This window comes from Parabacteroides faecis (genome assembly GCF_014647375.1).
Taxonomy (GTDB): Bacteria; Bacteroidota; Bacteroidia; order Bacteroidales; family Tannerellaceae; genus Parabacteroides; species Parabacteroides faecis.
In genome coordinates this window covers 370,379-390,687 of sequence record NZ_BMPB01000004.1, presented here as the reverse complement: position 1 = coordinate 390,687, position 20,309 = coordinate 370,379, and the positions used below count along the sequence as shown (strand labels likewise).

Annotated in this window: 12 protein-coding genes; 1 reads left to right on the top strand and 11 read right to left on the bottom strand. The window is 43.3% G+C overall.

What is annotated here, in order from left to right:
* Position 1 precedes the first annotated feature (1 nt).
* The 11 genes from IEY67_RS07530 to IEY67_RS07480 all read right to left on the bottom strand — a co-directional run bounded on the left by IEY67_RS07530 (position 2) and on the right by IEY67_RS07480 (position 18,926).
* Positions 2-3,286, bottom strand: coding sequence for a SusC/RagA family TonB-linked outer membrane protein (locus IEY67_RS07530; RefSeq protein ID WP_229800995.1), 3,285 nt, complete (start codon positions 3,284-3,286; stop codon positions 2-4).
* A 910-nt stretch (positions 3,287-4,196) separates the two neighbouring features.
* Positions 4,197-5,243, bottom strand: a complete 1,047-nt coding sequence (ilvC, locus tag IEY67_RS07525) for a ketol-acid reductoisomerase (RefSeq protein WP_122357104.1) — start codon at positions 5,241-5,243, stop codon at positions 4,197-4,199.
* Between the two features lie 241 nt (positions 5,244-5,484).
* Positions 5,485-6,216, bottom strand: coding sequence for an acyl-[acyl-carrier-protein] thioesterase (locus IEY67_RS07520; protein ID WP_183668995.1), 732 nt, complete (start codon positions 6,214-6,216; stop codon positions 5,485-5,487).
* 34 nt (positions 6,217-6,250) lie between these two features.
* Positions 6,251-6,805, bottom strand: a complete 555-nt coding sequence (ilvN, locus tag IEY67_RS07515; RefSeq protein WP_122357108.1) for an acetolactate synthase small subunit — start codon at positions 6,803-6,805, stop codon at positions 6,251-6,253.
* A 12-nt stretch (positions 6,806-6,817) separates the two neighbouring features.
* Positions 6,818-8,515, bottom strand: coding sequence for a biosynthetic-type acetolactate synthase large subunit (gene ilvB, locus IEY67_RS07510; protein ID WP_122357110.1), 1,698 nt, complete (start codon positions 8,513-8,515; stop codon positions 6,818-6,820).
* 32 nt (positions 8,516-8,547) lie between these two features.
* Positions 8,548-10,380 (bottom strand): dihydroxy-acid dehydratase, encoded by a 1,833-nt coding sequence (gene ilvD / locus IEY67_RS07505; RefSeq protein ID WP_122357121.1) that lies wholly within the window; start codon positions 10,378-10,380, stop codon positions 8,548-8,550.
* A gap of 352 nt (positions 10,381-10,732) precedes the next feature.
* Positions 10,733-12,193 (bottom strand): alpha-L-fucosidase, encoded by a 1,461-nt coding sequence (locus IEY67_RS07500; RefSeq protein WP_183668993.1) that lies wholly within the window; start codon positions 12,191-12,193, stop codon positions 10,733-10,735.
* A gap of 73 nt (positions 12,194-12,266) precedes the next feature.
* On the bottom strand, positions 12,267-13,700 hold the full coding sequence (locus tag IEY67_RS07495) for a RagB/SusD family nutrient uptake outer membrane protein (RefSeq protein WP_221267756.1): 1,434 nt from the start codon (positions 13,698-13,700) through the stop codon (positions 12,267-12,269).
* 14 nt (positions 13,701-13,714) lie between these two features.
* Positions 13,715-17,017, bottom strand: coding sequence for a TonB-dependent receptor (locus tag IEY67_RS07490; RefSeq protein WP_229800994.1), 3,303 nt, complete (start codon positions 17,015-17,017; stop codon positions 13,715-13,717).
* A 158-nt stretch (positions 17,018-17,175) separates the two neighbouring features.
* The gene (locus IEY67_RS07485) at positions 17,176-18,171 is read right to left on the bottom strand and encodes a FecR family protein (protein WP_183668989.1); all 996 of its coding nucleotides are present in this window, start codon (positions 18,169-18,171) and stop codon (positions 17,176-17,178) included.
* A gap of 197 nt (positions 18,172-18,368) precedes the next feature.
* Positions 18,369-18,926, bottom strand: a complete 558-nt coding sequence (locus IEY67_RS07480; protein ID WP_183668987.1) for an RNA polymerase sigma-70 factor — start codon at positions 18,924-18,926, stop codon at positions 18,369-18,371.
* 123 nt (positions 18,927-19,049) lie between these two features.
* Between IEY67_RS07480 and IEY67_RS07475 the strand changes: the two genes are divergently transcribed.
* Complete coding sequence (locus IEY67_RS07475) at positions 19,050-20,225, top strand: MalY/PatB family protein (protein ID WP_122353417.1); 1,176 nt, start codon at positions 19,050-19,052, stop codon at positions 20,223-20,225.
* The last annotated feature ends 84 nt before the right edge of the window (positions 20,226-20,309 follow it).

Here is a 20,309-nt window from a genome sequence, read left to right as displayed (position 1 = left end):
TTTATAATGTGATTTGAATACCGACCATATACAGTCTTCTGGAACCCTGAATACCGTTATCCGTTTCAGCGTTACCATTATAACTGTTACCCATTACACCTGTTTCGGGATCTGTAAAGCGTTTCTTTGCCGGCCCGAAAGTCAACAGGTTATTACCTGTCACATACACACGCAGGTTTTCTACCAATGCCTTACGGCTGATATTCTTTGGTAAAGTATAGCCTAAAGTCAGGTTTCTCAGGCGCCAGTAATGGTTGTCAAACACAAAGTTATCGGCATATTTTACCGTTGCACCATATTGGTTATACGACCAGCGGGGAATAAGCGTTCCCGCGTCACCCGGCTGTCTCCAGCGGTCTTCCACCAATTCTTGTACGACACCCACACCCGGACGGTTCATGATACGTTCTTTATAGGTATAGTCGGAAATCTTCGATCCATAAGAATAATAGAACATAAACGACAGGTCGATCCCTTTAAACTGGAAATTATTGGTGATAGAACCGAATACTTTAGGAATGGCAGAACCGCAGTATACGAAATCATCGGTAGTTACTTTCGCCTGATCTTCCGTACGCACCCAACCACCGTTACCGTCACGGATCAACCAACCCGGCAAACCTGTTTCCGGATTTACGCCGTCATATTGCGGGGCGATAAATTCATAGATAGACTTACCTTCCTCCATTTTATAGGTACAAGCCGTACCAGCATACGTATATGCACCTGTCGGCAGATAAGTAACCTCATTCTTCAAGGTACTCATATTGGCATCGATATCCCATCTGAAATCTTTTGAAGTAAAGATATTGGCATTGATCGTTATTTCAACACCGCTATTACGCAGGTCACCGATATTCATATTATATCCGGAAGCCGAGCCAACCTGTGCCGATAAAGGCAATTCTTTATAATACAACAGGTCATGAGATGTACGGGAATAATATTCCACCGTACCGCTCAGACGACTGAAGAAAGAAAAATCCACACCGATATTCCATTGTTTATTGCTCTCCCATTTCAGATCCGGCGTGGGAGTTGTCGATGGCTTCAAACCGGACTTCAGATACAAGTCGTCACTTTCATAAGTGCCCTGATAACCATATAAAACTTCGTCACCCGCTTTACCATTGCTTGCATTACGCACGATCAGCTTATCATTACCCGTCGTACCGTAACTGGCGCGAAGTATCAGATTGTCAATCCATTTTACATCTTCCAGAAAACCTTCTTTCGAAGCTCTCCAGGAGGCACCGGTCGACCAGAACGTACCCCAACGATTGTCGGAGCTGAAACGGGAAGAACCATCCTCACGAACAGAGGCAGACACATAGTATTTATTCAGGAAATTATAATCCAGTTTCCCAAAGAAAGATAGCAATGAGTATTTATCACGACCGCCGGATACGCCAAAATTCTTTGTCGTATTCGATAATTCGTATTTACCCAGCTCCATAATGCCGTAGCCCCAGCCTTGTTCATAATGAGAGTCCCAGGTATACCACTCATGCCCCACCATACCGGAAATATTGTGATCGCCGATCGACCAGTCGCCCGACAATACATTATTCCAGGTAGTAGAGCGCTTATTATAATCATAACGGCTGGCATAACCTCCATCCGCCAGGATGGAAATACCGTATGGAGCAGTCTGACCGCTACCATGCACAGCAGAAGAATAATTCATCGTACGATACCAGTAATCATCGATATTCAGGGCTGAACGAAACTTCAAACCCAAGGGCAGCTTAAACTCCGTATTAAACTGAGCCGAGAGAATGTGTCCCATATTATTATCGAAACTATCGTCATTCTCATTGTCCCAATAATCACCCGAATTGTTCAGGATATGCGCCCCAAAGAAGTTATTGGTATATTTACCATAATTATACATTCTCTTTCCCGTCTTTTCCGAAACAACCCATCCTGTATTATCTTCATTACGCAACCATGGGGACGAAAGCGATGTGGTAAAGTTTGCAGCACGACTGGCACCTCCCGACACATTCTGACGATGCCGGGAATAAGACAGACTACCTGCCACTTTCCACCAGTCGAACAGTTCGGTACTCAAGTTCGTACGGAAAGAATAACGTTTGTAATACTGGCGGTTTCCATATCCCTGATCATCCAGATACCCACCGGAGAAGAAATAAGCAGTCTTCCCGTTTCCTGTCTGTCCGCTGATATCCACACTATAATCCTGGCGCAGTTTTCGGGAGAAGATAGCCTTATAAACATCCCAGTCATCTTCATCCCATACATATTCCAGATTCGGATTCATGTAAGGATTACCATTGCCGTCGTGTAATACATAGTTTTCATTGATATGTCTGAAAGGAGTCACATAAATAGCTTCCCCTTTTGAATTCGTTGTTGCTTTTACCTGCTTGGTCAATGCCTGGGAAGATGCATAATCGCCGGCAGCCTTGGCATCCAGACCGTCATAAAGTAAAGCATCGTAATACAGGGCATACCAGGTATTTTCCAACTGCTGATACGGATCCGCTTTCTTTGGGTTCTTTACAGCATTATCCGAAGTACCCCATGCTCCGCGGAAATTAATCTGGGGCTTCGCCGATTTTCCCCTCTTGGTAGTGATCATCACAACACCATTCGCCGCACGCGAACCATACAAAGAGGTAGCCGCAGCATCCTTCAATACCGTCATCGATTCGATATCCGTAGGATTGATCTGGTTCAGACCGCCATCATAAGGCATACCGTCAACAATATACAAAGGATTGGCTTTTCCGGACATGGAAGAAATACCACGAATTTCAACACGGGCTTCTGCTCCGGGATTACCCTGGGTATTCACTACATTTACACCGGCCGACATCCCTTGCAATGCTTCCGTAAAACCGGTACCCATCACCTTTTCCAGTTTCTCTGCTTTCACAACAGAGGCCGATCCGGTAAAGGTCGATTTCTTAGCCGTACCATAGGCCACCACTACCACTTCATCCAAATCCTGTGTCGCATCGCTCAGCTTAACATGTAAGGAAGCTTGCCCGTTCCACGTAATCTCCTGCGTAGCCAGGCCGACAAAAGATATTACAATAACCGATCCCCGCCGGACATTATCCAGGCTAAATCGGCCGTCGGTATCGGTAATCGTACCGACAGAAGTTCCTTTTACTACGACAGAAGCACCGGCTACGGGCCCCATATCGTCAGAGACAAGGCCTGAGACCTTATTTCCCTGTTGCACTACCATCGTTTCGGGACTTGTTGGAATAGCTGCAACTACAGTTCCCGCAGCTCCAAACAATACAGAAAACATTAGTGATTTAATTAGTTTTGAGTCTGTCCACATAGTTAAATTCAAGACTTTAATTAAATAAATTTAATCATAATAGCATTCATTTCATTAGAGGCCACGCTTCTCTCCTTAAAAAGCGCCCAGGTTCACATACATAAAATAAAGTTCATAAAATCAAGATACACAACTTTTTACTCATAAACATCAATCTATTCATCTTGATTAAACACACCATACTTTCTTCAACAAATATAATCTATCATTAATAACTACAAGCATAAAAATATATATTTAATACTTTATTACTTACTATTTAACACTCATCTATTAAGAAAAGCGACTACATAAAAACACCTAACCGATCAAATACAATAAGCATATGAGATCGACAAACCTGCTCCACCGATAATGGGTTTTAACATATAACACGGTGATATTCCATACCGGTGACAGATGACAGATAAAGTAGCAGATAAAAAACGGCTATCTGCAACCATTTACAGTCTAATAACCATATAATTACGAACAATGGTTGCAGATGGCAGATAAATTCGATAAACTTTATGATAGTAGAACTTACTTAACTAAAATATGTCACACAGGTAACCACTATATCTCTTCCCGTCACCTTTTATCGCATAGTCAGGGAGCTTCTAAGTCAAAAGTCCCTACTATTTATTATTACACTGTACAGGGTAGCCAGCCAGGATATACAGGATGATTCAGTCAGGGTGTACAGGGTAATAACGCAAGATGTACAGGGTAAATTTAATAAGTAAGGACTTCCGTATTAACAAGTCATAAGGAAAGACTTAGTTAGTCATAGGTTCATGTTTAGCCGGGAACGGGAAAGAAAAAGCGGCAACCCGGAACAGACCGGATTACCGCTTTATATCGCAAGATATTTACTGCTTATTTATCGCACCAACTATTAGTTGTTTTCAGGACGAAGTTTACGAACAACAGCACCTGCACGCCACATTTCGCTTTCACGAAGAGCTTTCAGTTCTTTTTCTAAACCTTCACGATAGTCAGGTTTACTGTTTGTATCGATAGAACGTTGAGCTTCGTTACCGCAAGCTACTTCGCTATACAGTTTCTGGAATACCGGTTTTGTTGCATCGTGGAACGGGCCCATCCAGTCCAAAGCACCACGCTGTGCTGTAGTCGAACAGTTTGCATACATCCAGTCCATACCGTTTTCAGCGAACAACGGCATCAATGACTGAGTCAGTTCTTCTACTGTTTCGTTGAATGCTTCAGAAGGTTCGTGACCATTTTCACGTAATGTTTCATACTGAGCCAGCAACAATCCCTGGATTGCACCCATCAAAGTACCACGTTCGCCAGTCAGGTCGGAATATACTTCTTTCTTGAAAGTCGTTTCAAACAGATAACCTGAACCAACACCGATACCCAATGCGATCACACGATCCCATGCTTTACCTGTTGCATCCTGGAAGATAGCATAGCTGGAGTTCAAGCCACGGCCTTGCAGGAACATACGACGCAATGAAGTACCCGATCCTTTAGGAGCCACCAGGATTACGTCTACATCAGCAGGAGGAATGATGTTTGTACGTTCTTTGTAAGTAATACCGAATCCATGAGAGAAATACAAAGCCTTTCCCGGAGTCAGATACTTTTTGATACGTGGCCAAACTTCAATCTGGGCAGCGTCTGAAAGCAGATACTGGATGATAGTTGCTTTTTCGCATGCTTCTTCAATATCGAACAGTGTTTCACCGGGCACCCAACCGTCAGCAACGGCTTTTTCCCAAGTCTTACCACCTTTACGTTGTCCTACAATTACGTTAAAACCGTTGTCGCGCAGGTTCAGGCTCTGGCCAGGACCTTGTACGCCGTAACCTATCACAGCGATTGTTTCGTCTTTCAATACTTCTCTTGCCTTTTCCAACGGAAATTCTTCGCGGGTTACTACGTTTTCGTCAACGCCGCCAAAATTCATTACTGCCATTTTCTTTTTACTATTAAAATGTATATAAAAATAATTTGTCTCTGTATAACGAGAGGATAAATCCTCTCCGGGTTCCTTTGCCGTCGGTTTTAACCGACGGTTTAGATGTTAAGCTCTTGTTTTGGCTTCAGCCACATTTCTTCAAATTCAACGACTGTATCAGTAAGAAATGGGACTAAAGTCCAACGATTATATATCCATTACCTATCCGTCAGTTAAAACTGACGGCAAATGAACCGGGTTATGTCCATGTAACGGCGGCACGAGATATTGCTTTGCCATCGTTACATATTGCCATATTATATTTGCCTTCGGATACTTCCTGGTTATGGAGCGTCAACTCCATGCCGTATTTACCTTCAGACTGATAAGCGATCTCAAAACGGCCAATCTCTTTTTCACGAAACATACCGATGTCGAATAAATCGAGCAGATGTTCCATATATTTGATACTGTTCAGGTGGCCGTTTACATCCAGGTCGCTGTATTTCACACGGTAAAACTCTCCGGATGCATTGTTTTCCACCGGAGCGATCTTTCCGGGTTTCTCGATCGGACAAGGACGGTCGGTCACATACGCACTCAGTCCCTCCACATCGAGTAAGGTCGGACGACGCGTTTCCACATCGATCGCAGCCCAGATAGAGCGGGCAAAGCCAAAAGTCTTACCTTCGCCGTTTACCAACTCAAAGCAACGGCTGGTGAATAACTTTCCTACTTCATCCACCCAGGTATATAAAGTAACGGATTCGGACATAGCAGGATACGAAGTCATCTCGATAGCCAAACGTGAAAGCACCCATGCTGTATGCCTTTCGGTCATATCGCTATATCCGAATCCACGGTCGGCGGCATGACAGGAAGCTGCATGCAATAAATAATTACCGATCATAGGGATCGTGATGCGTCCCCGGAAGTCCATCAGATAGGACTCTGTTACGAAATGAAATTCTCCTACTTTGTTCTTCTCCATAATTTATACTGTTTATAAATGATACTATCTGCTCTCAGGCATGTTTCTCCTGCAATTTTTTCTCCATCGAAGATAACATGTCGCTCAGACGTTCCACTTTACTCTTTGTTATTGCAACGCGACCGGAGCGGATAAACTGAAGGACACCGATCGTTTCGCTCAGTTCTTTGAATAAAGCCTGAGTTTCATCATAATGACCACTCTTTTCCAACACCACACAATCTTCGTTCATCTCGAGGATACGGGCATTATATTTACGGATCAGATCCTCTACCGTTCCCATCTTGATAAAGAGTTCGGTACTCAGCTTGTAAAGAGCTATCTCCTGATAAACCAGGTCTTCGTCCGTATTATAATAAGCTTTCAGAATATCTACACGCTTATCGATCTGCTTAACGACCTTATCGATCGTATCCTCGTCGGCAAAGGTAGTAATTGTAAACTTATGTATTCCCTTTATAGCCGAAGGAGAAACAGAAAGCGTCTCAATATTCAGTTGCCGACGCGTAAAGATAACGGTTATCTGGTTCAGAAGTCCTACAGTGTTTTCTGAAAAGATAATAACGGTATATAATTTTTTCGTATTCATAATTGTTCCTCCTTACTTAGCTCCTAAAATCATGTTCGTCACGCTTCCTCCGGCCGGAACCATCGGATATACCATACCGCAAGTTTCCACATTGGCGACTAATAGATAAGCCCCGTCGTGATCGAGCATTTCTGCAATCGCATCATCCAGTTCCTCCCGTTTATCTACGGCACGAGAAGCAATGCCAAATGCTTTGGCTATAGCGACAAAGTCAGGATTCTTCATGATCGTATTGGAATAACGTTCGTTGAAGAACAATTCCTGCCACTGGCGCACCATCCCCAGGAAGTTGTTATTAAGAACGATGATCTTTACATTCAGATTTTCCTGCATGATCGTCCCCAGTTCCTGAATAGTCATCTGGATACCACCGTCACCGGTAAAGAAACAAACCGTACGGTCAGGTGCACCCAGCTTGGCGCCGATAGCAGCCGGAAGACCGAAACCCATTGTACCCAAACCACCGGAAGTAACCACACTACGGGTACGTTTATATTTGAAATAGCGAACGCCCATCATCTGGTTCTGACCGACATCGGTCACCAGAACAGCATCGTCATTGGTCGCTTCCGACACTTTACGAACCACTTCTCCCATCTTCAGTTGTCCACTGGCGGGATAAAGCTCTTTTTCAATCACTTTCTCCTGTTCTTCCTTTGCATCAGGTTCAAACTCGGCATTCCATTCCGGACGCTTCCGTTCTTCGAGCAAAGCGGTGATCATCGGAATCGTATGTTTGGCATTCCCTAATACCTTTACATCTACCGGAACATTCTTTCCGATTTCCGAATTATCTATATCGAGATGTATTATTTTTGCTTGTTTAGCATATGTTTTCAAATCACCGGTCACACGGTCGTCGAAACGCATGCCGATAGCGATCAATACATCACATTCATTTGTTTTTCGGTTAGGACCTACATTTCCATGCATTCCCAGCATACCTTTATGCAAAGGAAAATCAGAAGGTAACGCAGACAAACCTAAAACCGTAGAACCGGCGGGAATATCATTTTTCACCAGAAACTCTTTCAATTCATCTTCCGCACCTCCCAGAATAACCCCCTGGCCTACCAGACAGAAAGGCTTCTTAGCCTGATTGATCAAGGCTGCTGCAGCTTCAATGCGTTCCTGCTTAATATCCGGTTCCGGTTGGTAACTACGAACGTAGTCGACTTTCTCATAGTGATAATCCACAAGTCCAACCTGTGCATCTTTAGCCAGATCCAGAACGACTGGTCCCGGACGGCCGGTCGATGCGATATAGAAAGCGCGCGATACGGCCCAGGCTATCTCTTCCGGTTTACGGATCTGATAAGCCCATTTTGTGATAGGCTGTGTAATACCGATCACATCTACTTCCTGGAACGCATCCGTTCCCAGCAACGGAGACGGAACCTGTCCGGCTATTACCACCATAGGCGTACTATCCATCAAAGCATCGGCTATACCGGTGATTGTATTGGTTGCACCCGGTCCCGAGGTAACCAGTGTGACGCCTACTTTACCGGAGACACGCGCATATCCCTGAGCAGCATGTGTAGCACCTTGTTCATGACGAACTAATATATGTTTCAATTTATCCCTGTAATCGTATAAGCTATCGTAAATAGGGATCGCTTGCCCACCCGGATAACCGAAGATAGTATCTACTCCTTCAGCGATCAGCGCTTTCAGCAAAGCTTCCGAACCGGTTATCTTTTGTTCCATATTTGTTGTTTTATTGTCTGATGTAATCTTTTTTAATCTTCTACTATTCGTACACCGCCCTTGTCGGCCGAAGCAACCATCTTTGCATATGCTTTCAGGGCTTTCGATACCGTACGCTGGCGGAAAGGAGGTGTAAAGGCTTTGGTTCCGCGTGCTTCTTCCGCCTTGCGACGTTCTGCCAGTTCTGCATCACTTACCTTTACATGGATGGTTCTTTCGGGAATATTTATTTCGATCATATCGCCGTCTTTCACTAACCCTATCGCTCCGCCTGCAGCCGCTTCGGGAGAGATATGTCCTATAGACAATCCTGATGTTCCACCGCTGAAGCGTCCGTCTGTGATCAATGCACATTCTTTACCCAGGTGCTTGCTTTTTATATAAGAAGTCGGATACAACATTTCCTGCATACCCGGCCCACCCTTCGGACCTTCATAGGTGATAACGACGACATCGCCGGAGACGACTTTATCTTTCAGGATACCTTCGCAAGCAGCATCCTGCGAATCAAACACTTTTGCCGGACCTGCAAAACGGAAGATACTTTCATCTACACCTGCCGTTTTAACCACACAGCCATCCTGTGCAATATTTCCGTAGAGAACAGCCAGACCGCCATCTTTGACATAGGCATGTTCCACGTCACGGATACAACCGGAAGTGCGGTCTGTATCCAGTTCTTTATAATAACTTTCCTGTGATCCGAGTACCAGATTGAAACGATGTGCCGGAGCACTCTTATAGATATTGATCGCTTCGTCGGTTACATTCACGGAAGTGATGCAATACCGGTCGATCGCCTGTCCCAAAGTCAGGCCATCCACACGTTTCACCGAATCGTCCACCAAGCCAGCTTTTACCAGCTCATTCATAATGCCGATAATACCACCTGCCCGGTTCACATCTTCCACGTGATAAGAACAACTCGGAGCTACTTTACAGATAACCGGAGTTTTGCGGGACAGCATATCTATATCTTTCATGGTGAAGTCGGCTTCCGCCTCATGAGCTATAGCCAATAAGTGAAGAACCGTATTGGTAGATCCTCCCATTGCAATGTCGAGCGACATCGCGTTCAGGAATGCCTGACGGGTTGCAATATTACGAGGTAGAACCGAATCATCCCCATCACGATAATATTTGAACGCATTATCCACAATCATTTGGGCTGCCTTCTTAAACAGACGCGTACGGTTGGCATGCGTTGCCACAACTGTTCCGTTACCGGGAAGAGCCAGGCCGATCGCTTCATTCAGACAGTTCATCGAATTGGCGGTGAACATACCGGAACAACATCCGCAAGTCGGACAAGCCGAGCGTTCTACCTTTTCGACCTGCTCATCGCTCACTGAATCGTCGGCAGCTTCGATCATCGCATCGATCAGGTCAAGTGCACGTCCATCCAGGTTACCGGCTTCCATCGGTCCTCCGGAGACAAAGATGGTCGGGATATTCAAACGCATTGCAGCCATCAGCATACCCGGAGTGATCTTGTCGCAGTTACTGATACAAACCATTGCGTCCGCCTTATGCGCATTCACCATATATTCAACACTATCTGCAATGATATCACGTGAAGGAAGAGAATAAAGCATTCCGTCATGCCCCATGGCGATACCGTCGTCTATTGCGATGGTATTGAATTCTGCAGCAAAACAACCGAGCTTTTCAATCTCCGCCTTTACCTGCTGTCCGATCTCATGCAAATGCACATGCCCCGGAACAAACTGAGTAAATGAATTCACAATGGCTATAATCGGTTTACCGAACTGTTCTTCTTTCATGCCGTTGGCACGCCATAAAGCACGGGCTCCCGCCATACGTCTCCCCTCTGTGCTATATGAACTTCTTAACGGATTCTTCATCATATTTGTTTTTATTTTTAAAGGGCGGTTCACGAACCTCCCGTACCATAAAAAAAGCCCTTCTCTATATGGAGAAAGGCTTAAGAAATATCTTTTACGACTTCACAACTTCTTACACACCTTTCTCCTTACCTACTAATGACTAGAAGGACCACCACGAGAATAATATGTAATACATTGTTCATCATCTTTTCAATTGTCTTTATTTTTGTTTGACGCTGCAAATGTAGAACAATAATTCATATACACAAAGGATTTAAAAGAAAAATCTTACTTTTTCTTTCATTTTTCAATAAAAGGAATGATTCATCTTGCATTTTAACAGAGAACCATCCCTGAATCGGTTGAATTCTTACTTTTGAAAGGCTCTCCGCTTCAATTCTTTGAGTAAAGCCTCCGATTTAGGAGAAATTGTTCCATCCTGATAGATCCGGACATTGATCATCGGAAGATTTTTTCGCCTATTGGATTCTCTGACTACCTGTGTCAATTCATCTATCAAAAGTACCGGATCTCCAATGATGGAATCCTTATATATATGTGTCCAGTCACCCGGCTCCAATGTACCGGAGAAAGTAGCCTGCAAACCATCCTGGGGACCTCCATGAAACAGGCCGTCTCCATCTAACGGTAGATAAGGGTCGTCTATACCGGCACTCTCCGGCGACAACCCCAACTCACCGGCATAATAATCCTGAAAATCCGTCAGTTTCGGCAATATCCAGGAATTAAAACAAATAGCCAAATCCTTATTTCCGCTTTTGGCAGCTTTAGCTATCCGTTCGAAAGAGGCACCGTTCGGATAATAACCGATACCGTCATCCATCCACAAACCTGCCAGACGACTTCCATAGCGCTGGCTGACCTCACCCACTATCTTTTCCACATTTGCGAACAGATCACCGGCATCATTACGCGTATAATGCTGTTTGCCCCACCATTCTTTATCGCCATGTCCCACATGATAATACAAGATCAAACGAATGCCATACTTTCCTAAAGCATCCGACAAGTCAGCTACAAGATCTCTTTTTGTAGTCCGCCCCGGCAATATCGAATCAATAGTTTGTATCGGAGCCGGGAAATAATATTCGGCCCACGAAGTCGTAAAGAAGACCAGCTTTCCACCACACTCATTAACAGTCCGGGCAAAACGTTCCGCATCGAATCTATTTACAGCATCCTCATAAGCCAGCGGTTCACCCGCCTTCGGCATACTCTTCGAATTCCAATGAAAGAAAAAACCATACGGCAGATCAGCCATCCACGATGTATTACTGCGTAATGAGGCCGCCTCTGCCTGTAACTTTTTACAGGTTTCAGGTTTGACTACTTCCAGTGAATAGAGATAAATATTAAAATCAGCCTTTTTCCCCGGCTCACTTATCTTTAAAGACAATTCCGAGGTGCCTTTAGTAAAATGCAAAGGTCGTGGAAAACGACAACGTTGCCATCCGGTGGTCCCTATCCGACAAATGACACTATCCGTTCCATTAGAGAGCGTTACTGCTACGTCTTCTCCATCTTCAAGATTATTGACAGAAACCAACATTGCTGCCAGATAATCTTCACTACCGGTATTCACTTTCCACACAATCGACTGTTCAGGTGCAGTCCAATTTTCTACCCAAAAAGTTTTATAGGGTTCCTCCGGGTAAAGTTGCCGTACGCCATTATTCAATTCCCCCCGAAAAGGTATCAACCGATTGATATCCGTGGGGTTCAGATCTAAAGCTACCGGATCGACCGGATTACCGCAAGCCTGTAAACAAACGGCACATAAAAACAATAAATAAACAAACTGCTTTTTCATTTTTGACAGATGGATATAAGAAGGGCCAATCCATAAGATATATCAGACCGGCCCTTCATGTGTTCTACAATGATTATCTATAATCCGGATTCTGAGGAATATTATTATTCAGGATTTCCGTATCAGGTATTAGCCAGGTGTTGTTGTAAGTACCGATAGGCACATTCAATCTGTCACCACGCGCCTTCTGTACCTTGTCAAATGTCTGTGTACGTTTCAGATCATACCAGGCAAAACCCTCTTCAAACAATTCGTGCTTACGTTCCAGTAAAACAGCCTCCCGGAACTGATCTTGCGTAAGTCCGTTCAGATCCGGGACATTCGTAGGATCACCCTGATCTACACGGGCACGTTTACGAATAGCATTGATATATTGATAAGCTCCAGCCGGTCCGTTCACTTCATTTTCAGCTTCAGCAGCTATCAGGTACATTTCTGCCAAACGGATCAATTGCGTTTGCCAGGTTAGAATATTTGTATTTGAAGCCGGAAGTTCTTGTTCCAAATATTCTTCATTAATATACTTATTATAATATGTACGACTGATCACTTTGGTTCCTTTGGCATTTATATATTCCGATTTAATTCCCCACTCTTTACGCATATCCCCTTTGTCAAAACCGGCAATAAATGCATCCGTCGGCAAATACAAGGCAGTCTGGCTACCGATGGGCGAAGAATTATTATGCATGCCGCTATAACTGTCAGGCGCAGAAAACAACTGTGCCCAAATAGTCTCCGCCGTATAACGTTCTGTCTTGAAAACCTTATCGAAAGTAGGCATTAAAGAATACTTACCACTATTAATTACCTCCAATGCTTTTTCCTTTGCCTTTGCAAAATTTTCTTTCTGGTTCATCGGATAACCGGCTGAAGTTAAATAAATACGTGCCATGATTGCTTTCGCGACATATTTATCCACACGTCCCATTTCCGGAGCATCCTCCGGTAACTTCTGTTCCGCATCCAGAATATCATCAAAGATAAATTTATAAATATCTGCCTGTGATGTACGATCTATCGCAACATCCGCATCACTGGACACGACTTTATCCCGCAGAGGAACATCTCCAAAAAACTGGACCAGTGTAAAATAAGACCAGGCACGCAAGCATCTTGCTTCACCGATAATACGATTTTTTGTTTCAGCCGAAAAGTCCTTACTTTCTATCTCTTCCAATATCATATTGGTATTTTTAATCGTACTGTAAGGTCCGGCCCAAGCACCTCTGAATGCATAAAAACCATATCCCGGATTGTTTGCCCAAATATCGCCAACCTGTTCTGCCGACTCAGGCTTGTCATTATAATCGGCAAAAACTTCTGTCAGATTCAGGTTCTGATCCTGAGGATATAACCCTTTCAGTGCCCCATCAAAATCTTCCACTGTCTGATAAAAGGCAGAAGGAGAAATAAATGTCTTCGGTTCTTCTTCCAGCCAACTCGAACAGGAAGCAGATAAAATAACCGGTACAGCCAGTAATATATTTTTAATCAGTGTTTTCATTCTTATAATACGTATTAAAATTTAACCTGTAAACCCAAAGTAAATGATTTTGCAGACGGATAAACACCTCTATCCCACCCGTTCACGGCTGAAGAGGTCCAGGATGCTTCCGGATCATAATGCGAGTAACTTGTGATCGTGATCAGGTTTTGTCCGCTCAGATAAACCGATATATTCGGTTTACGTGAACCAGCAAACCATTGAGTAGGTAGTGTATAAGCCAGTTTTATATCTTTAAAACGAAGATATGAGCCATTCTCCACCCAAATAGAACTAGGATCGCCAAATGCCAGATAATCTTTCGTTGAAGCAGAAGCTCGTGCATACTTGGCATTCGGATTCTCCGGTGTCCAATGATTTTGCCATACATCTTTACGGATATTCCATGTTCCACCGATATTGGTAATGCTCTTATTAAATTCATTTACTATATCTCCGCCGACACTACCGATCACCAGGAAAGAAAATTCAAAATTATTCCAATTGATCGTATTCGTCAAACCAAAGGTAAATTTAGGTTGCGTATTAGCGATAATAGTCTTATCACCTGTTGTAATACCTGCTTTTCCATCAGTATCTTTATAGCGGTAATCACCAGCTTTCTTGGTCGCTTCGCCATTCGAGCGGGCTTCTTCATCTGTTTGATAAATACCTTCAATCTCATATCCATATAACTGGAACGGTGCTTTTCCAACGAACAAGGGGAACCAGTTTCCTCCTCCGATAGGAGCATCGATTCGCATAATTTTATTTCCATACACATCCGTACCTAAATCTTTCACTACTGATTTGTTTGATGTTATGTTCAAATTAGTCGTCCAGTTAACTTTCCCTCTCATGTTGATCGTGTTGATAGAGATTTCAAAACCTTTATTATCGATACGTCCCAGGTTTCTCAACATAGAAGAATAACCGGAAGAAGGAGGCAATGTAGCGTTATATAACAAATCACGCGTTTGTTTCCAATAATAGTCAAAACCAATATTCAAACGGTTGGAGAAGAATCCGAAATCGACACCAATGTCTGTTTGTGTAGTTGTTTCCCATTTCAAATCATCATTAGCCATAGAAGACAAATTGAAACCGATATCTTTACCATTGCCAAAGATGGGTCCCGATGTTCCCAAACGAGCAAAAGTCTGATAAGGGCTAATAGACTGATTACCGGTCTGTCCGATGCTTCCACGCAACTTCAGATTGCTCAGCCAGTCGATATCTTTCATAAAATCTTCTTCTGAAACACGCCAGGCTAAAGCAGCAGAGGGGAAAAAGGCGAACTTATGATTCTTACTGAATTTAGACGATCCGTCATAACGTGCCGTTACCGTCAACAAGTATCTTTCCATCAGATTATAATTGGCACGTCCCAGGAAAGAGACCATCCGGTAATCACTAAAGCCCGAGGATGGAGTTCCCGGGGTTGAAGCTACTCCTAAATTATTGGTTTCATACACATCACGTAAAAAGCCTGTACCTGAACCACTCAGACTATTATATTGATAAGTCTGGAAAGTAATACCGCCCATCAGGTTCAGAGCATGGTTCTTGTTGAACTTCTTATCATAAGTCAAAATATTCTCATTAATTATCGTATAATAATTTGACTTCGATTTAGAGGCATCTCCATCCAGTTTTCCACCGGCAGACAAACCTATCGGAATATATCGGTCCGTACTTCCGGCATTTACCTCAGCACCGGCATTTACCCGGAAAGTCAGCCCGTCAATGATATCATAGATTAGTGACATATTTGCCAGCAAACGAGAATTTACAGTTTTATTTTTATATAAATCCGCCATCCCTACCGGATTAGTTCCTCCCCACGGAGTACCGGAGAAAGTCGTATATTTCCCGTCTGCATCTCTGATCGATTGTATAGGAGCCATTACCATTGCCGTATAAGCAATCGCCCCCCAACCATCAGCACTACTGTTCGCGGTGTTTTGAGTTCCGTATGAATAAGCAATACTTGCGTTTAATGCCAGATTTTTCGCCAGTTTCTGGTCACCATTGATACGCAAGGCAAAACGGTTATAATCGGAACCTTTGATAATACCTTCCTGGTTCATATAGTTCAGAGAGGAGTACAACTTTGTTTTATCCGTACCGCCTGAAACAGATACCTGATGGCTATGCGTTAATGCCGTCTGATAAGCCAGATCCTGCCAGTCGCTATCAGGTAACGAAGCTGCCTCTTCCGGCATAATGGCTATACCTTTTCCGTCATTCTGCGAAACCTCGTTCACCATGGATATATAATCATCTTTTCCCAGTAAATTCAGTTTTTTTCTTAACATAGAAATACCCACATAACCGTTATAATCGAGCACAGTCTCTCCTGTACTACCTCTTTTTGTCGTGATCATAACAACCCCGTTGGCACCTCGTGAACCATAAATTGCAGTAGAAGAAGCGTCTTTCAGAACCTCCATCGACAAAATATCTTCCGGATTGATATCGGAGTTCATGCTCTCTACCGGCATGCCGTCAATGACATAAAGCGGTTCATTGCCACCTGCCAAAGAGTTGCTACCACGAACACGAATCATCATCGCTTCGCCTGGCTGGCCTGTCCTGGCATTAACCTGTACACCGGCAATCTGTCCCTGCAAAGCACGGTCTGCACTGGTAATACCGACTTGACTCACATCTTTCATCTGTACGGAACCGACCGCTCCTGTCAAATCGCTTTTCTTTACCGTACCGTAACCGATAACCACGACCTCATCCAGTGCTTCGGAATCTTCTCTGAGAGATACATTTACGACATTTACGCTACCAACTTTTACCTCTTGAGTGTTGTAGCCTATATAAGATATCTGTAACACGGCACCAGGGGAAACTTCCAGAGTATATTTTCCGTCCATATCCGTAACGGTCCCGTTCGTCGTTCCTTTTACCACGACATTCGCTCCGATAACAGGCTCTCCGCGTTCATCCTTTACGATACCTGAGATCTTTTTAGTGTCAGATGCAGTTTGCGCTTGTTTTGTTATAATGATATGCCCGTTACTAAAGGCAATCGAACAACCGGTTCCTTCCAACAATTGCTCCATTACCTCTTTCACGTTACTGTTTTTAGGTAATTTTGAAATGGGACGGGAATCATTTACTTCCTGAGTATTATAATCCACAAACAATTTTGTCTGTTGTTCTATCTGTTTGAAGGCCGTCTTCAATGTTACATTATTCCCGGTCAGGCGCACTTGTTGTTGTTGCGCATAGCTAAACAAGCTGTTAGAAAACAAAGCGGTTATAAATAGCAGCTTGGATATACTTTTTCCGCTATTTATAGGTATTAGATTAGTTAATTTCATATATTTGTACATTTGAAAATTGAATATTAATAAAACCTGACGATTTACTCGTCAATCCAATGATGTTCAAGATTCGATTTCGAATTCCGGAAAGAGGGATTTTCGCACTTTCTGTCTTTCCGGTTTTCTTTTGCTCATATCTGTATCCTCCTTTATTTTTAATTTATGAATACTACTCTTCCTTTCACGGTATAACGTATGCCAACCAATTGCCGTAGCACATTCAGCACATCTTCTAAAGTCTCATCCGGAGAGAACTTAACATTGTAATATTCACCCGCATATTTTTGTGAATTATAATGGATCGTCACGTTAAACTTACGTTCCAAAGAAGCCATCAGGCGGTTGAACTGAATATTCTCAAATATCAGGTAACCGTTCCTTTCCATATTATATATGGATGCATCGACAGCATGAACTGTCACTGTATGGGTTGTGTGGGAATAGATTAACTGTTGGTCCGGCTTTAATATAGTAGGTTCGATACCTTCATCGTTTACTGAAACGAGTATGCTCCCTTCTTCCAACGTAGCCATCGAACAAGAATCACTAGGATAGGCTTCAACAGAAAAGACAGTACCCAGCGCCTGCACATCCAGATAAGTCGTTTTTACAATAAAAGGTTGCTCCGGATTTTTCCGGACAGAGAATGCCGCTTCCCCGGTAAGATATACCGTACGTGTCTCGGTATCGGTAAAATCTTTCGGATAAACCAGCAAAGATCCGGCATCGACCCATACTTTCGAACCATCAGGCAGCAGCACCTCTTTACTTTCTCCATAAGGAACAAATATCTGAGCCATTTCTACATGACGGACAGGCTTAAAACGATCGGTCGCCCAATAAGTCGTACCGGCAGTCATCAACACCAGGGCAATGATAGCTGCATATTTAAATACCTGGCGGTACAATGGGATCATACGCTTGCGGAACGGTTCTGTTATCAAATGTTTCTGCAGAGCATTCCAGTCATTATATGTAGATGCGGTCACTTCAGTTTCAGACTCTTCCCACAAATCCTGTAAAGCTTCCAGCTTTTCCACCCCCTCATCTTCAGCCTTCAACCAACGCCCAAACAAAATATGCCCATACCGTGAAAAGTGTTTCCCAAAGTACAGCCGCATGACTTGTTTTGTCTTGTTGTTTTCTTCCATAAAATATCCGTCTTTATATTGGTGTAGGTTAACAGCAACGACACACACAATCAATAATCGACTTTTTTTGAAAATATTTTGATTCCGGAACGAACGGGTGCTATCGTTGAATGTGTTTCATAGTAATGAAACAGTTGTTTCTACAGGGTGGAACACTTGTTTCATTATAATGAAACACTTTTGGAAAACGACAGTGTTCAGCCCAAACAAGTAAACAAAAAAAGATAAAGAACCTTACGAAGAATGGACAGGGCGGCAGTCAAATGGTTTTCGACTGTACGTTTACTAATACCCAAACGGGTGGCGATCTCATCATTTGACAGACCCTGCTCACGGCTCATCTTATAAATCAGCTTTCGTTGCGGAGACATTTGTTCGACAGTCCGGTTGATAAGGTTTTGCAGTTCGCGTGCAAATATGGCTTCCTCATCCGATTGCGAGATGGAAGCTTCCAACAAAAATTCATTCGTATACTTCTCTGAAACGGCAAGACGGTCGAAATAATCGTACACAGTAAAACGAGCCATCTGGAAAAGATAAGAGGAAAAGGAATGTACTTCCTTCAATTTTTCACGGTCTTTCCATAACGAAAGAAACAAATCCTGAGCGATGTCACGACTGATTTCCTTGTCGTGCGTCAAGCCGACAAGGAAGTTCACCAACCGAGGTTGGTGACAAATAAAAAGCCGTTCGAAAGCTTTTACGTCTCCTGCAGCGATCTCCTCTAAAATATGTCTCTCCTCGGGTAATTCCATAACTAATGCGAAGTAGCGAAAAATATCAGAAAAATCAAAATAAAAAGAATCAGATAAAATAATTTGTATCTTTGACCCGATCAATCGACCTGAAAACTAAAAACTGACTGAACTAATATAAAAATGAAGCAATACAACTTTGATGAAGTAATTGAACGCCGCGGCACCAATTGCGTCAAATACGATGCGCTAAAAGAGCGGTACGGCAACGGGGATCTTACTCCTCTCTGGGTTGCCGATATGGATTTTCGTACCCCGGACTTCATTGTCAACGCAATCAGGAAACGTTGCGAACATGAGATATTCGGTTACACCTTCGGCTCAGATTCTTACTATAACAGTATTATCGAATGGGTAGACTATAAACAAAAATGGAAGATCAAACGGGAATGGCTTAGCTATATTCCGGGGATCGTTAAAGGGATCGGTTTTGTTATCCAATGCTTTACCAAACCCGGCGATAAAGTGATTATTCAACCTCCTGTATATCACCCTTTCCGCATCGTACCGGAAAGTATGAAACGCGAGGTGGTCAATAATCCGCTCAAACTGGTGAACGGCGTTTATGAAATGGATTTCGAACAACTGGAATCAGTGATCGATGAACAATGTAAAATTCTGATCCTCTGCAACCCTCACAATCCGGGCGGTATCGTTTGGAAAAAAGACACATTGGTTAAACTGGCGGATATTTGTGCCAAACATAACATATTGGTCATTTCGGACGAGATACATGCAGAAATGGCTTATCCGCAATTCACACATCATCCTTTTGCCACTGTTTCGGATACTGCAGCTAATTGCAGTATTACCTTTATGGCTCCAAGCAAGACTTTCAATATCGCAGGAATCGTAACGTCTTACTCTATTGTTCCCAATGAAAAGATCAGGAAGGAATTTTATGAGTTTCTGGAAGCCGGAGAATTAGGTGACGGAACGATCTTTGCTTATACGGCAACCGAAGCGGCTTATACTTATGGTGCCGAGTGGCTACAGCAAATGCGCATGTATGTGATGGAGAACGTCCGTTTCGTGGATGAATTCTTCAAAACCAAACTACCGAAGATAAAAGTATATCCTCCGCAAGCTTCATTTCTTGTCTGGCTGGATTGCCGCGACCTGAAACTGAGCCAGGAAGACCTTGTCCATCTATTCCTGGATAAAGCGGGTATTCTGTTAAACGACGGAAGTATGTTCGGCCCGGGCGGTGAAGGTTATATGCGTCTGAATGTGGGTTGTCCGCGTTCCGTGCTGGACAAAGCGCTGAATGCTCTTAAGAAAGCGATCGACAAGAAATAAAGTAACTATTGAGAATGTGTCAAAACTCAATATTAAAGAACGCAGATGACGCAGACAGAGCGCTGATAATATATTGTTTTAAAG

Excerpts from the sequence above, each read along its gene's own strand:
- IEY67_RS07530 (WP_229800995.1), bottom strand. The coding sequence starts at position 3,286 with ATGTTTTCTGTATTGTTTGGAGCTGCGGGAACTGTAGTTGCAGCTATT.
- ilvC (WP_122357104.1), bottom strand. The coding sequence starts at position 5,243 with ATGGCAGTAATGAATTTTGGCGGCGTTGACGAAAACGTAGTAACCCGC.
- IEY67_RS07520 (WP_183668995.1), bottom strand. The coding sequence starts at position 6,216 with ATGGAGAAGAACAAAGTAGGAGAATTTCATTTCGTAACAGAGTCCTAT.
- ilvN (WP_122357108.1), bottom strand. The coding sequence starts at position 6,805 with ATGAATACGAAAAAATTATATACCGTTATTATCTTTTCAGAAAACACT.
- ilvB (WP_122357110.1), bottom strand. The coding sequence starts at position 8,515 with ATGGAACAAAAGATAACCGGTTCGGAAGCTTTGCTGAAAGCGCTGATC.
- ilvD (WP_122357121.1), bottom strand. The coding sequence starts at position 10,380 with ATGAAGAATCCGTTAAGAAGTTCATATAGCACAGAGGGGAGACGTATG.
- IEY67_RS07500 (WP_183668993.1), bottom strand. The coding sequence starts at position 12,193 with ATGAAAAAGCAGTTTGTTTATTTATTGTTTTTATGTGCCGTTTGTTTA.
- IEY67_RS07495 (WP_221267756.1), bottom strand. The coding sequence starts at position 13,700 with ATGAAAACACTGATTAAAAATATATTACTGGCTGTACCGGTTATTTTA.
- IEY67_RS07490 (WP_229800994.1), bottom strand. The coding sequence starts at position 17,017 with ATGAAATTAACTAATCTAATACCTATAAATAGCGGAAAAAGTATATCC.
- IEY67_RS07485 (WP_183668989.1), bottom strand. The coding sequence starts at position 18,171 with ATGGAAGAAAACAACAAGACAAAACAAGTCATGCGGCTGTACTTTGGG.
- IEY67_RS07480 (WP_183668987.1), bottom strand. The coding sequence starts at position 18,926 with ATGGAATTACCCGAGGAGAGACATATTTTAGAGGAGATCGCTGCAGGA.
- IEY67_RS07475 (WP_122353417.1), top strand. The coding sequence starts at position 19,050 with ATGAAGCAATACAACTTTGATGAAGTAATTGAACGCCGCGGCACCAAT.